Origin of the sequence: Bacteroides faecis MAJ27 (assembly GCF_900106755.1) — a bacterium.
In the GTDB taxonomy this organism is placed as follows: Bacteria; Bacteroidota; Bacteroidia; order Bacteroidales; family Bacteroidaceae; genus Bacteroides; species Bacteroides faecis.
On sequence record NZ_FNNN01000033.1, the window covers coordinates 41,439 to 54,298 of the forward strand.

Below are 12,860 nucleotides of genomic sequence, written 5' to 3' on the forward strand. Positions count from 1 at the left end.
AAGTTTTGAGTTATTCTTATCTAAAAGAATCAGTTAGCAATTTAATCTCAATCATTGGTGAGATGCGTTCGTACAAGATGTTGTACACGGCATCCAGTATCGGCATGTTGACGTGGTGATGCTTGTTGATTTCCTTGATACACTTCGTACCGTAGTAACCTTCCGCGATCATTTCCATTTCAATCTGCGCACTTTTTACAGAATACCCTTTGCCTATCATCGAACCGAAGGTGCGGTTGCGGCTGAAGTTGGAGTATCCCGTCACTAATAAATCTCCTAAATAAACAGAATCATCCACATTTCTGTTCAGCGGGTGTACCGTATTCAGGAAACGGTTCATTTCCTGGATTGCATTTGAAATCAGTACAGCCTGGAAGTTGTCACCGTATTTCAGTCCGCTGCAGATACCGGCAGCGATGGCATATACGTTTTTGAGTACCGAACTGTATTCGATACCGGCTACATCGTCACTGACAGAGGTCTTGATGAAGCTGCTTCCCAGTCGGCGGGCGAAGATGCGCGCTTTGTCTTTGTCCGGGCAGGCGATGGTTAGATAAGAGAGGCGTTCCAGAGCTACTTCTTCTGCGTGGCAGGGACCTGCCAGTACAGCGATATTTTCGGGTGGTACACCATATTCTTTCGTGAAATATTCCGATACGATTACGTTGTCATCGGGTACGATTCCTTTGATAGCTGTGATAATGAACTTGTCCTTGATCTTCGTTTTCAGTTTCTTCAGATGAGCTTTCAGATAAGGAGAGGGGGTGACGAAAATCAGCGTATCCGATTCCTTCACAACATCATTGATGTTAGAACTGAAAGTGATACGCTTCGTGTCGAACTTCACCCCTGTCAGATAGGCGGGATTATGTCCAAGCCTCTTGAAATCAGCAATACGGTCATCTCGTCGCATATACCAATTGATAGAGTCTTCCTGAGCCAGACACATCTTTGCGATTGCTGTAGCCCAACTTCCTCCGCCCATTATCGCTATCTTACCGGGTAGTTTCATTTCTTTAATTAAAAATTAAGAATGAAGAATGAAGAATTATGAATGAAAAGCCGAAACGATTCTCCATTCTTAATTCTTCATTCTTAATTTATTTAAGTTTATTTATCCACTCGGTCACGTCGTTCACGCTTGGATTGTTCAGTTCTAATTTGTATTTTTTATTGATGCCGCAAATCTCCTGGTGTAGCTTTTGCGGATTGACATCTTTCATTTCTTCCACCGTATTGTATCCGGCTTTCTGGATTACCGGAACCCAGTCTTCTGCAATTCCCAGTTCCATGTATTTAGAAGCCGCGTCTTTTTTCACTACTTTTTCCGGACGCATTTGCGGGAAGAACAATACTTCCTGAATAGTGGTCTGTCCGGTCATCAGCATTACCAGACGGTCGATTCCGATACCGATACCTGATGTAGGAGGCATACCGTATTGCAGAGCACGCAGGAAGTCCTGATCGATAATCATTGCTTCATCATCTCCCTTGTCAGCCAGACGCATCTGTTCTTTGAAACGTTCTTCCTGATCGAGCGGATCATTCAATTCCGAGTAAGCGTTGGCCAGTTCTTTACCGTTTACCATCAATTCGAAACGTTCGGTCAGTCCCGGTTTAGAGCGGTGCATCTTCGTCAGCGGAGACATTTCAACCGGATAGTCAGTGATGAAAGTCGGTTGTATATAAGTGCCTTCGCAGAATTCGCCGAAGATTTCGTCGATCAGTTTGCCTTTGCCCATCGTGTCGTCGATTTCTTCCATCTTCAGCTCTTTGCAGACCTGACGGATTTCTTCTTCGCTCTTGCCGTTGAGGTCGTATCCTGTCTTTTCTTTGATAGCGTCCAGGATAGGCAGACGGCGGTAAGGAGCTTTAAAGCTGATTGTCTTTCCGTCTACAAAGGTTTCGGTGCTTCCGTTCACGGCGATACAGATGCGTTCCAGCAACTTTTCGGTGAAGCTCATCATCCAGTTGTAGTCCTTGTACTGTACGTAAAGTTCCATACAAGTGAATTCGGGGTTGTGGGTTCTGTCCATTCCCTCGTTACGGAAGTTCTTTCCTATTTCGTATACACCTTCAAATCCTCCCACGATCAGTCGTTTCAGATAAAGTTCCGTTGCGATGCGCAGGTAGAGGTCTATATCCAGTGAGTTATGGTGAGTGATGAACGGACGTGCGCTTGCTCCGCCGGCGATGGATTGCAGGATCGGAGTTTCTACTTCCGTATATCCGGCTTCGTCGAGGGCGTTGCGCAGTGTTCTCACTACGGTGGCACGCTTTTCGAATGTCTCTTTGATGCCTTCGTTTACTACCAGGTCCACATAACGTTGGCGATAACGGAGTTCGGGATCTTCAAAAGAGTCGTAAGCTACGCCGTCTTTATATTTTACGATAGGCAGCGGTTTGATAGACTTGGCAAGTACGGTCAGTTTCTTGGCATGGATACTGATTTCGCCCATTTGTGTACGGAACACGAAACCTTCGATACCTACGAAGTCACCTAAGTCGAGCAGGCGTTTGAATACAGAGTTATATAATTCCTTGTCTTCTCCCGGACAGATGTCGTCACGTGTAATGTATACCTGTATACGACCTTTAGAGTCCTGCAGTTCGATGAACGAAGCCTTGCCCATCACGCGGCGGCTCATAATACGGCCCGCTACAGAAACCTGACGCGGTTCGTCTTCATCTTTGAATTCTGCTTTTATATCAGTAGAGAAAGCATTGGTTACATACTCTGCAGCGGGGTACGGATCGATACCCATTGCACGAAGCTCATTCAGACTATTGCGCCGAATAATTTCCTGTTCACTTAGTTCTAATATATTCATTTCGTTATGTATTAACTCAATTTTGGAGGCAAAAATACGAAACTTTTCTCATATATCCTGTAATCCGTCTCTTTTTTGTATCTTTGCGCCCTCAAAACAATAGGTATGACAGGACAAAAGACACCCACTGCGCTGGGTACGGAAAAGATCGGGAAGCTTTTAATGCAGTATGCCATTCCGGCAATTATCGCCATGACGGCGTCTTCTCTTTATAATATGGTAGATAGTATTTTCATCGGTCACGGGGTGGGGGCAATGGCTATTTCGGGGCTGGCACTTACGTTTCCGCTGATGAACCTTGCGGCGGCTTTCGGTTCGCTGGTAGGTGTGGGAGCGGCTACACTGGTATCGGTGAAGCTGGGACAGAAAGATTATGATACGGCACAACGGGTGCTTGGCAATGTGCTGGTATTAAATATTATCATCGGACTGGCTTTTACGGTTCTTACCCTGATTTTCCTCGATCCGATTCTTTACTTCTTCGGGGGAAGTGAGGCGACTGTCGGCTATGCCCGCGACTATATGGTGGTTATCCTCTGGGGAAATGTCATCACTCATCTATACCTGGGCTTGAATGCGGTACTTCGTTCCGCAGGGCATCCGCAGAAGGCGATGTATGCCACGATTGCTACCGTGGTCATTAATACGATACTCGACCCTATTTTTATTTACGGCTTCGGCTGGGGGATACAAGGCGCGGCTATCGCTACGATTACCGCACAGGTCATCGCACTTCTCTGGCAATTCAAATTGTTCAGTAATAAAGACGAACTCCTGCATTTTCATAAAGGCATTTTCCGTCTGAAGAAGAAGATTGTTTTTGATTCTCTGGCCATCGGTATGGCTCCCTTCCTGATGAATCTTGCCGCCTGCTTTATCGTCATCCTTATTAATAAGGGGCTGAAACAGCACGGAGGGGATCTGGCTATCGGAGCTTTCGGCATTGTCAACCGCCTGGTATTCCTTTTCGTTATGATTGTGATGGGTTTGAATCAGGGAATGCAGCCCATTGCCGGCTATAACTTCGGCGCCAAACAGTATCCGCGCGTGACGCAAGTGCTGAAAATAACGATTTATGCCGCGACCATTGTTACAACCATCGGTTTTCTGATGGGAATGTTTATTCCGCAACTGGCTGTTTCCATCTTTACGACGCACGAAGAATTGGTGAATATCTCGGCAAAGGGCTTACGGATTGTTGTGATGTTTTTCCCGATTGTCGGTTTTCAGATGGTGACTTCCAACTTTTTCCAGAGTATCGGCATGGCGAGCAAGGCTATCTTTCTCTCTATTTCCCGTCAGGTGCTTGTACTGATTCCTTGCCTGTTGATTCTTCCCCGGTTTTACGGGCAGCTCGGCGTGTGGATCAGTATGCCTATCTCTGATTTGATAGCCAGTCTGATTGCAGGAGGGATGCTTTGGTGGCAGTTCCGCCAGTTCAGGAAGGCAACTGCCTGATCTGTTTATTCCGATACTCTTTCGGAGAGACACCTACGTATTGCTTGAAATACTTACCGAAGAAAGATTGAGTCGGGAAATTCAGTTTTGTTGCAATTTCCTTGATGGTGAGATCGGAATTTTCGAGCAGTTGTTTGGCTTCGGTAATTACCATTTGTACAATCCATTGCAGGGCGGTACTACCGGATTTCTCTTTAATGACGGCAGAAAAGTACCGGGAAGAAAGGTATTGTTTGCCGGCATAGAAGGTAACGTCCCGTTCCTTCTGATAATAGCGGAAGAGGGTGATGACGAAGTTCTGAAAGATTTTATCCTTTTTGTCTTGCGATAAAGGTTTGAGAGGCTGGTTGGTAAAATAAACGTTCAGCAACTCATAGCATAAGGTTTGCCCCCATGATTTGATGAGCTCGGATATCAGATGCTGTCTTTGCAGCGGGATGTCATGTGCTTTTATATCCATTCGCTGTTGCAGGGCTTTGATTAATTGTTCCAGATAGCTGTATTGATATTCTGTAATTGAGAAACAGGGATTTTCCCGTAGATAGAGCAGGTTTTCCGAATTGACTATCTTATTAACGATCGGAATAATATAATTCAAATCCACCTCCAGCATAATCCCTTTTATATCCTTGCTGATACGCTGGATGCGCAAGAGACTGCCTGTCATATAAATGCAGACGCTTCCTTTACTTATTAAATACGACTTGTCACTCAGGGCAACTTCCACTTCTCCTTTCTGGCAAAAAAAGAAACCACACTTGTCTATGGTAGATATCATACAGCCTTCTTTTTTCGTAACATTCTCCGGAGATATTATAACATAACTAAAAGGTATCCGTTGTTCCATTTCCTCTTTGCTTTTGGGTGGTTTCTGTTGCAAAGAAACGAATAAATAAATACAAATAGCAAAGTTTTTGAGGATTTTAAGTCGAAAAACCTGCAAATCGGACAATTTATAGCTTAAATCAACCTTTTTACTTTTATCTGCTTGGGATACTTTTGCATGAACTAAATAACAAATGAAAATATGAAACGATTCAACTTTTTATTAACAGGAATTTTAGTCGTTTTGTTGGCGTCTTGCAGCCAACGTACACAGATTACAGATAGCAAACCTACAGTGAAGATTGATACTGTATTTTCTGCCGACGGACAGACGGCTTTGCAATTTCCCGGACGGGTGAAGGCGGCGCAGGATATAAGTTTGTCATTCCGTGTAAGCGGAACTATATTGCGTATGCACGTCAACGACGGAACGTATGTGCGCAAAGGACAGCTGCTTGCCGAACTGGACCCTGCTGATTATCAGATTCAGCTGGATGCTGCGGAAGCGGAGTATCAAAGTGTGAAGGCGGAGGCGGAGCGTGTGATGGCACTTTATAAGGAGAATGTAACGACTCCCGACGCCAATGATAAAGCGATGTACGGGTTGAAACAGATAACCGCCAAGTACAATCATGCGAAAGATCAGCTGGAATATACCCGTCTGTATGCTCCTTTCAGCGGATATGTACAGAAACGTCTTTTCGATTCCCATGAGACTATTGCGGCCGGTATGCCCGTTGTCTCCATTATCAGCGAGGGGACACCGGAGGTGGAAATTAATCTTCCGGCAGTAGAATATATCCGTCGCCGGCAGTTCACCGGCTACACTTGTACGTTCGACATTTATCCCGGTCAGGAGTATGCGCTCGATCTGATAAATGTCACCCCTAAAGCGAATGCCAATCAACTGTATACGATGCGTTTGCAGTTGAAGAAAGGTGAAGCGCAGGCGCTTCCTTCCCCCGGAATGAATACAATGGTCACTATAGAATGTACCGAAGGGGAAGTGCGTCATCTGTCCGTTCCTACGGGTGCGGTTCTTCGTGACAAGGGGACGGCGAGTGTTTTCCTTTATGATGCTTTCAGCCGGACCATCCGTCGTTGTGATGTGACAGTCACCCGTTTGCTGGGCAGCGGCAGGTGCCTGGTGACTGCGGAGGGCTTGAAGCCCGGTGACTTGATTGTTGCTTCGGGAGTGCACCATGTGAAAGACGGAGAGCAGGTAGAACCCCTTTTGCCTGCTTCTAAAACCAATGTGGGAGGATTGCTATGATCGATATAAGTAAATGGGCATTTGAAAATAAGAAGTTAATTTACTTCTTGATTGCGGTGCTGATAGTCGGAGGAGCTTATTCCAGCTATGAAATGAGTAAGCTGGAAGACCCGGAAGTAACGGTGAAAGTCGCCATGGTAGTGACTACCTATCCCGGAGCTTCCGCACATCAGGTGGAACTGGAAGTGACGGATGTACTTGAAAAGAATATCCGTACAATGGGGAATATAGATAATGTAGAAAGTTATTCTTACAACGATCTCTCCCTGATTCAGGTGGAATTGAAAACGACCGTCAAGGAGGCAGATGTGGAACAATGCTGGGATTTGTTGCGGCGTAAGGTAGCGAATGCACAGGCTGAACTTCCCGAAGGTGCTGCTACTCCCCTTGTGAAAGATGATTTCGGAAATGTGTACGGTATGTTTTATGCGCTGACAGGAGACGGATTGCAGGACAGGGAACTGTCTGATTATGCCGAACTGATAAAGCGGGAAGTCAGCGAACTGGACGGAGTGGAACGGGTTGACTTGTATGGAAAGCGTGAGGAATGCATCAACATCTCTTTACTGCAGGACCGGATGGCGAATCTGGGCGTGAAACCTGCCGAAGTTCTCGCTACTTTGAACGGACAGAATAAAACCACTTATACCGGATACTACGATAATGGCGATAACCGCATTCGGGTGACGGTGAGTGACAAGTTCAAGACGGTGGAAGACATCGGACGTATGCTGATTCAGGGGCACGATGATGACCAGTTACGTTTGAGTGACATCGCCCGAATTGAGAAAGATTATGAGAATCCTACCCGCAATGAACTCTTTTATGACCGGCAGCGTGCCATGGGAATACTGATTGCGGCTTCTTCCGGTTCGGATATCATCAAGATTGGCAAACGGGTAGAACAGAAACTGGACGAATTGAAAGCAGAGCGGCTTCCGACAGGAGTGGAGTGTCATAAAGTATTCTACCAGCCGGAACGTGTATCCGGTTCGTTGGGAACATTCATTCTTAATCTGATTGAATCGGTCATTATCGTAGTTGTCATTCTGATGATAACGATGGGATTCAAGAGTGGAGTTATTATCGGAATCAGTCTGGTGGTAACGGTGTTCGGCTCCTTTCTGTTCCTGTATTTTGTGGATGGCACGATGCAACGGGTTTCGCTGGCGTCATTTGTGCTTGCTATGGGGATGCTGGTTGATAATGCGATTGTTATTATTGACGGTATACTGGTCGATCTGAAAGCAGGCAAGAGCCGTATGGAGGCAATGACCGCTATCGGGCGGCAGACTGCGATGCCTTTGCTCGGAGCCACTTTGATTGCTATCATTGCTTTCCTGCCTATCTTCATGTCTCCCGATACCGCAGGGGTATATACGCGCGACTTATTTATCGTGCTGGCGGTTTCGTTACTGCTTAGCTGGGTATTGGCTCTGGTGCACGTACCGTTGATGGCCAACCGAATTTTGCATCCCGAAGTTTCGAAAGAAGCGTCAACTACCGGAAAACGAGTGTATGAAGGAAAGATTTATGCCGTCCTGCGCTCCTTGCTGCGGTTTAGTCTGGCTCATCGCTGGAGTTTTGTCTTTGCGATGGTAGCGTTGGTTGTTCTTTCAGCTTTCAGCTATCGGTTCATGAAACAAGGTTTCTTTCCGGATATGGTGTACGATCAGCTTTATATGGAATATAAACTGCCGGAAGGAACAAATTATACCCGTGTCACACGTGACTTGGAAGAGATTGAAGCCTATCTGAAAACTCGTCCGGAAGTGACCCATGTCACAGCTTCCGTCGGTGGTACACCCGGTCGTTATAATTTGGTGCGTAACATAGCCAATCCTTCTTTGGCATACGGTGAATTGATTATAGACTTTACTTCTCCCGATGCATTGGTGGATAATATGCCCGAGATTCAGCAATATCTTTCGTCTCGTTACCCCGATGCCTACGTGAAACTGAACCGTTATAACCTGATGTTCAAGAAATATCCGATCGAGGCACAGTTTACGGGGCCGGACCCGGTTGTTTTGCATCAATTGGCAGACAGTGCCCGCAGCATTATGGAAAGCTGTCCGGATGTATATCTGATAACTACGGACTGGGAGCCGCAGATTCCCGTGCTGACCATTGAATATGACCAGCCGACTGCCCGCGCTATCGGACTAAGCCGTAATGATGTAAGCCTCTCGTTGCTTTCGGCCACCAGTGGCATTCCCATCGGTTCTTTCCACGAAGGAATCCATCGGGACAATATCTATCTGCGCTGCCTTGACGAACAGGGAAGACCGATTGAGGATTTGGATAACACGCAAATATTTTCTTCTCTTCCTTCTTTGAATGGCTTGTTGACGCAGGAGATGATGATGAAACTGAAAACGGGAACGCTTTCAAAAGACGAATTGGTAGAAACCTTGATGGGAACTACTCCGTTGAAACAGATCAGCAAGCGGATCGATGTACAATGGGAAGATCCCGTAGTCCCTCGCTATAACGGGCAACGTAGCCAGCGTGTGCAGTGTTCGCCTGTTCCGGGAATAGAAACAGAGAAGGCACGCCAGTCCATTGCCGCGCAGATAGAGCAGATCCCATTGCCCGACGGTTATAAACTGCAATGGCAGGGTGAAAGGAATGCCAGTACGAAATCCATGCAGTATTTGTTCAAGAACTTCCCGTTTGCCATTATTCTGATGATCTCGATACTGATTATGCTGTTTAAAGACTATCGTAAGCCGATTATCATTTTCTGCTGCATACCGTTGGTTTTTGTCGGTGTAGTCGCCGTGATGTTGCTGACAGGGAAGACATTCAATTTTGTGGCGATTGTCGGCACATTGGGATTGATCGGTATGATTATAAAGAACGGGATTGTGCTGATGGATGAAATTACGTTGCAGATCAGTCAGGGAGTAGAACCGGTCACTGCGTTGATCGATAGCGCCCAGAGCCGTCTCCGTCCGGTGATGATGGCTTCGCTGACCACTATTCTGGGAATGATTCCGCTGTTGCCCGATGCCATGTTCGGCTCGTTGGCAGCTTCTATCATGGGGGGATTGCTGTTTGGCACGCTCATCACGTTGCTCTTTATCCCGATTCTGTATGCATTATTCTTTCATATCAAAAAGACAGACAAATGAAAAAAGAATTTCTTGTAGCTGTTAGTGTTTTGTTTGGAATGGCGGCTTCTCTTTCTGTTTCGGCACAAGAGAAGCTCAGCCTGAAACAATGCCGTGAAATGGCTCTAAAATATAACAAGGAAATGGCTGCTGCCGATAAACAGACAGAGGCCGCCCGGCTGATGTCTCTCAGCTATAAAGCTAACTTCTTCCCCAATTTTACAGCAAGCGGAACCGGACTGTATAGTACGGCAGACGGCAGCTTGGGCATTCAGGGTGGAAATCTGCCGGTATTCCTGCCCGATCCCGCTACTGGAGAGTTGGTAACAAGCGGTTATGCTTATTTCCCCGGATTGAATCTGGACTATAAAGTCGGGACCGTCTATACAGGCGGAGTACAAGTGGAACAACCGCTTTATATGGGCGGAAAGATTCGCACCGCCTATAAAATGTCATTGCTCGGCAAGGAAATGGCACATCTGAATGAGGAACTGACTGCATCCGAAGTGATTCTGAATACAGACAAGGCTTATGTGCAACTGGTGAAAGCCAAAGAAATGAAGAAAGTGGCGGAGAAATATCATGTGTTGCTCAATGAGCTGTTTCGGAATGTGAAGAGTGCCCATCAGCATGGCATGAAACCTCAGAATGATGTGTTGAAGGTACAAGTGAAACTTAACGAGAGTGAGCTGGCATTGCGCAAGGCGGATAATGCGCTCCGTCTTGCCGGCATGAATCTTTGCCATTATATCGGTCGGCCTCTGACAGCGGGGATTGATATCTCGGATGAATTTCCGGAAGTGGAGCAAGAGTGGAAGACACAGGTTGCCGATATCAGTGCCCGTCCCGAATATGGTATTCTGAATAAACAGATCGCCATGGCCGAGCAGCAGGTAAAGCTGAATCGGAGCGAACTGCTGCCACGTGTGGGAGTGAAGGGAAGTTATGACTATCTCCATGGATTGGAAATCAATGACGAAACTTTGATGAAAAAAGGATCATTCTCCGTCTTTCTGAATGTTTCAGTACCTCTGTTTCATTTTGGCGAACGTATGAATAAGGTGCGCTCTGCCAAGGTAAAATTGGAACAGACTCGTCTTGAACAGGAAAATGCCAATGAAAAGATGTTGCTTGAATTGACGCAGGCCACTAATAATCTGGATGAGGCCCGACTGGAATGCGAGCTTTCAGAACGTTCGCTGGAACAGGCGGAAGAGAATATGAAAGTCAGCGGCAAACAGTATGAGGTGGGATTGGAAACCCTTTCGGATTATCTGGAAGCGCAAGTTATGTGGCAACAGGCGTATCAGACGAAAGTGGATGCCCATTTTCAGTTGTATGTAAACTATGTGGCTTACTTGAAAGCGGCGGGACAACTGCAATAAAATTCTCAAACTATTCTCATCGCCTTGAGAAAAAATACTCATTGCGATGAGAAAAAATACTCATGCCTATGAGAATACTTTCTCAAAGGGGTGAGAATAATTCTGCTTCTACCAATCGTATTTCTCGATGTATATATCGAAGGTCGGTTCATATTTTATTCCGTGTTTTATGAAGATAGCGGCAATCTGTTTTTGTTCCTCGGGATGTAACAGGCGCTCTTTGTTACGGATACGATAATACATACTGCGCCCCATCAGAGAGTATATCTCTTTGCGTATGATGACTGCTGTGGCATGCGGGATGTTGTCGAGCAAATGATCCATTCCCGAGGCAAAGAGTGACGTGCGGAATGGTTTGAAAAAAGTACAGTTATTTTCGTTGCCTGTAATGTGAGATGGATTGACTACCGAATAATAAGGGAGGGTTTGGGGCATACATAATGTAGCCTGATAGCGGAGGCATTTGTTGTGGCGTGGGCATTTGTTGTGGGTACAGTATAAATAATTCTTAGGGATGTCATTAAAGTCTATCTGTGTGTTCATGATTCTTGAATGCTTTTATAGTTTGTTGTTGCTTTTAAAAAAGAAAGTCGTATTTACCGTTTTCTATGTCTATGACTATATTATTCAGAGTAGTGAGCAGAGGTGGTATACCTATTTTAATAGTATTGAAAATAGCTTCTGGATCAATAGCAGCATATTCATGTGAGAGAATATTGCGTAGACCTATTATTCGTTTCCAAGGAATTTTATTATTAGTTCACTATAAATTTTTCTTCTGTTAAATTATCGATTTGCCTAACCGTTTCTCCTATTGTCTGAAGGTACATACAGGTCGAATTAAATAAAACCATGCCAGAGTCGGAAGTTAAGAAGTCATGATGTGAATTTAGATGTTTCGTGGTTCTTTCGATGAAAGAACCTTGTTCTTCCACGAATCGTAACATTCCTACTATTTTTTCTTTAGATATAGATCGCATCTTGCTCTAAGCTTTTTCGGAAGAAATTACGCATGATAGCACCTGATGAAATAACATCCACTTTGGTGCTGAGTATCTTTTCTAAATCTTCCTTTATGTCCAATATTATGAAATAATTAGGTTCTTGTAACTTTATACAAATATCAATGTCGCTATTTTCGTCGTGCTCACCTCTGGCAGCGGAACCAAACAACCTAAAGTGATGATTCCGTATTTCTCTGCATAGTGTGCCTTGAAATCGTGTAATATATCAAGTATTTCAGCAGTTGTTTTCATCTTTTATTCATATTCTGATTACTGGAACAAAGATAGCAATAATTTTGATATAAAGAAGAAATGAGGAGCGATAACCTGCTTTGATTTCTTATCTGTTAAATAAGCAGATGAAACCGTACAGAATCTATTTTGGTCTCTGATTTCCCCAAACATTTATTAGCCTCTTTTGTTGTTTTCCGAAAACTATTTGTAACTTTGTCATCGGAACGTAGCATACCGTTTAAAGGTGTGCGATTGCGCGTTTCCTCGGCTAATAGGAAATTGTAACGGATTTTTTTGATGTATGCCGGGAAGACGCCTGTACTTCTATGACTTCTCATAGGGTACGGGGTGTCTGCCCGTATACATCAGGTAGCCGTTACTACCTCCTATTAGCGGGATGTGACAGCTCCGTACTCTTTTATAATATAAAAGGTACGGAACTAGGTAAGAGTATTAACTTAGTTCCGTTTTTTTATGTCCTATTGGCTCACAACAAAACAAATGTCTGAAAGACATGGCGTTCAGGAAGCAACTCTGCGAAACTGGGCGAATCTCGGTTACATCACCAGTTCACGAATCAACAACCAGTTGTTTCTGGACGATGAAAGTCTGACTGCTTATCTCGAAGCTCACAAAAGGGGATCAATGTAAAAACCTGAGGGATTTTCATTTTATGCATATAACTTAGTAAGTCTGTATAAAAAAAATGCCTTATCTCTGACTCCTCTAAACTG

9 protein-coding genes and 2 pseudogenes are annotated in these 12,860 nt (G+C 45.0%); 5 read left to right on the forward strand and 6 right to left on the reverse strand.

Features of this window, described 5'->3' with window-relative positions; all coding sequences use genetic code 11:
* Positions 1-16: 16 nt before the first annotated feature.
* A complete protein-coding gene (locus BLW31_RS21120) occupies positions 17-1,012 on the reverse strand; it encodes an NAD(P)H-dependent glycerol-3-phosphate dehydrogenase (protein WP_008759775.1) in 996 nt (331 codons plus the stop codon).
* An 88-nt stretch (positions 1,013-1,100) separates the two neighbouring features.
* A complete protein-coding gene (gene lysS, locus BLW31_RS21125) occupies positions 1,101-2,831 on the reverse strand; it encodes a lysine--tRNA ligase (RefSeq protein WP_010539359.1) in 1,731 nt (576 codons plus the stop codon).
* 105 nt (positions 2,832-2,936) lie between these two features.
* Here lysS and BLW31_RS21130 point away from each other — a divergent pair, with 105 nt between their 5' ends.
* Positions 2,937-4,289: an MATE family efflux transporter gene (locus BLW31_RS21130; protein WP_010539358.1), complete on the forward strand. Its 1,353-nt coding sequence runs from the start codon at positions 2,937-2,939 to the stop codon at positions 4,287-4,289.
* Here the strand turns inward: BLW31_RS21130 and BLW31_RS21135 are convergent.
* Positions 4,270-5,136 carry a helix-turn-helix domain-containing protein gene (locus tag BLW31_RS21135; RefSeq protein ID WP_029425705.1) on the reverse strand — a complete coding sequence of 289 codons (867 nt, stop codon included), beginning with the start codon at positions 5,134-5,136 and terminating at the stop codon, positions 4,270-4,272. The genes BLW31_RS21130 and BLW31_RS21135 overlap by 20 nt on opposite strands.
* A 180-nt stretch (positions 5,137-5,316) precedes the next feature.
* On the opposite strand from BLW31_RS21135, the gene BLW31_RS21140 reads away from it, so the two are divergent.
* From BLW31_RS21140 to BLW31_RS21150, 3 genes are read left to right on the forward strand one after another with little or no spacing between them, the layout of a single operon-like run.
* Positions 5,317-6,387 carry an efflux RND transporter periplasmic adaptor subunit gene (locus tag BLW31_RS21140; protein ID WP_010539355.1) on the forward strand — a complete coding sequence of 357 codons (1,071 nt, stop codon included), beginning with the start codon at positions 5,317-5,319 and terminating at the stop codon, positions 6,385-6,387.
* Complete coding sequence (locus tag BLW31_RS21145) at positions 6,384-9,524, forward strand: efflux RND transporter permease subunit (protein ID WP_010539354.1); 3,141 nt, start codon at positions 6,384-6,386, stop codon at positions 9,522-9,524. The genes BLW31_RS21140 and BLW31_RS21145 overlap by 4 nt, the downstream gene beginning before the upstream one ends.
* On the forward strand, positions 9,521-10,888 hold the full coding sequence (locus BLW31_RS21150) for a TolC family protein (RefSeq protein ID WP_010539353.1): 1,368 nt from the start codon (positions 9,521-9,523) through the stop codon (positions 10,886-10,888). The genes BLW31_RS21145 and BLW31_RS21150 overlap by 4 nt, the downstream gene beginning before the upstream one ends.
* Before the next feature lie 108 nt (positions 10,889-10,996).
* On the opposite strand, the gene BLW31_RS21155 is transcribed toward BLW31_RS21150, so the two are convergent.
* The 3 genes and pseudogenes from BLW31_RS21155 to BLW31_RS21165 all read right to left on the reverse strand — a co-directional run bounded on the left by BLW31_RS21155 (position 10,997) and on the right by BLW31_RS21165 (position 12,144).
* Positions 10,997-11,431 carry a DUF6078 family protein gene (locus BLW31_RS21155; RefSeq protein ID WP_010539352.1) on the reverse strand — a complete coding sequence of 145 codons (435 nt, stop codon included), beginning with the start codon at positions 11,429-11,431 and terminating at the stop codon, positions 10,997-10,999.
* 34 nt (positions 11,432-11,465) lie between these two features.
* A pseudogene (locus BLW31_RS25085) lies at positions 11,466-11,868 on the reverse strand (HepT-like ribonuclease domain-containing protein).
* Positions 11,852-12,144 (reverse strand): annotated as a pseudogene (locus BLW31_RS21165) (nucleotidyltransferase family protein). Before BLW31_RS21165 ends, BLW31_RS25085 begins: the two co-directional pseudogenes overlap by 17 nt.
* Positions 12,145-12,627: 483 nt before the next feature.
* On the opposite strand from BLW31_RS21165, the gene BLW31_RS24560 reads away from it, so the two are divergent.
* A complete protein-coding gene (locus BLW31_RS24560) occupies positions 12,628-12,777 on the forward strand; it encodes a hypothetical protein (protein ID WP_010539349.1) in 150 nt (49 codons plus the stop codon).
* Positions 12,778-12,860: the final 83 nt, after the last annotated feature.

Excerpts from the sequence above, each read along its gene's own strand:
- BLW31_RS21155 (WP_010539352.1), bottom strand. The coding sequence starts at position 11,431 with ATGAACACACAGATAGACTTTAATGACATCCCTAAGAATTATTTATAC.
- BLW31_RS21140 (WP_010539355.1), top strand. The coding sequence starts at position 5,317 with ATGAAACGATTCAACTTTTTATTAACAGGAATTTTAGTCGTTTTGTTG.
- BLW31_RS21130 (WP_010539358.1), top strand. The coding sequence starts at position 2,937 with ATGACAGGACAAAAGACACCCACTGCGCTGGGTACGGAAAAGATCGGG.
- BLW31_RS21145 (WP_010539354.1), top strand. The coding sequence starts at position 6,384 with ATGATCGATATAAGTAAATGGGCATTTGAAAATAAGAAGTTAATTTAC.
- BLW31_RS21120 (WP_008759775.1), bottom strand. The coding sequence starts at position 1,012 with ATGAAACTACCCGGTAAGATAGCGATAATGGGCGGAGGAAGTTGGGCT.
- BLW31_RS24560 (WP_010539349.1), top strand. The coding sequence starts at position 12,628 with ATGTCTGAAAGACATGGCGTTCAGGAAGCAACTCTGCGAAACTGGGCG.
- BLW31_RS21150 (WP_010539353.1), top strand. The coding sequence starts at position 9,521 with ATGAAAAAAGAATTTCTTGTAGCTGTTAGTGTTTTGTTTGGAATGGCG.
- lysS (WP_010539359.1), bottom strand. The coding sequence starts at position 2,831 with ATGAATATATTAGAACTAAGTGAACAGGAAATTATTCGGCGCAATAGT.
- BLW31_RS21135 (WP_029425705.1), bottom strand. The coding sequence starts at position 5,136 with ATGGAACAACGGATACCTTTTAGTTATGTTATAATATCTCCGGAGAAT.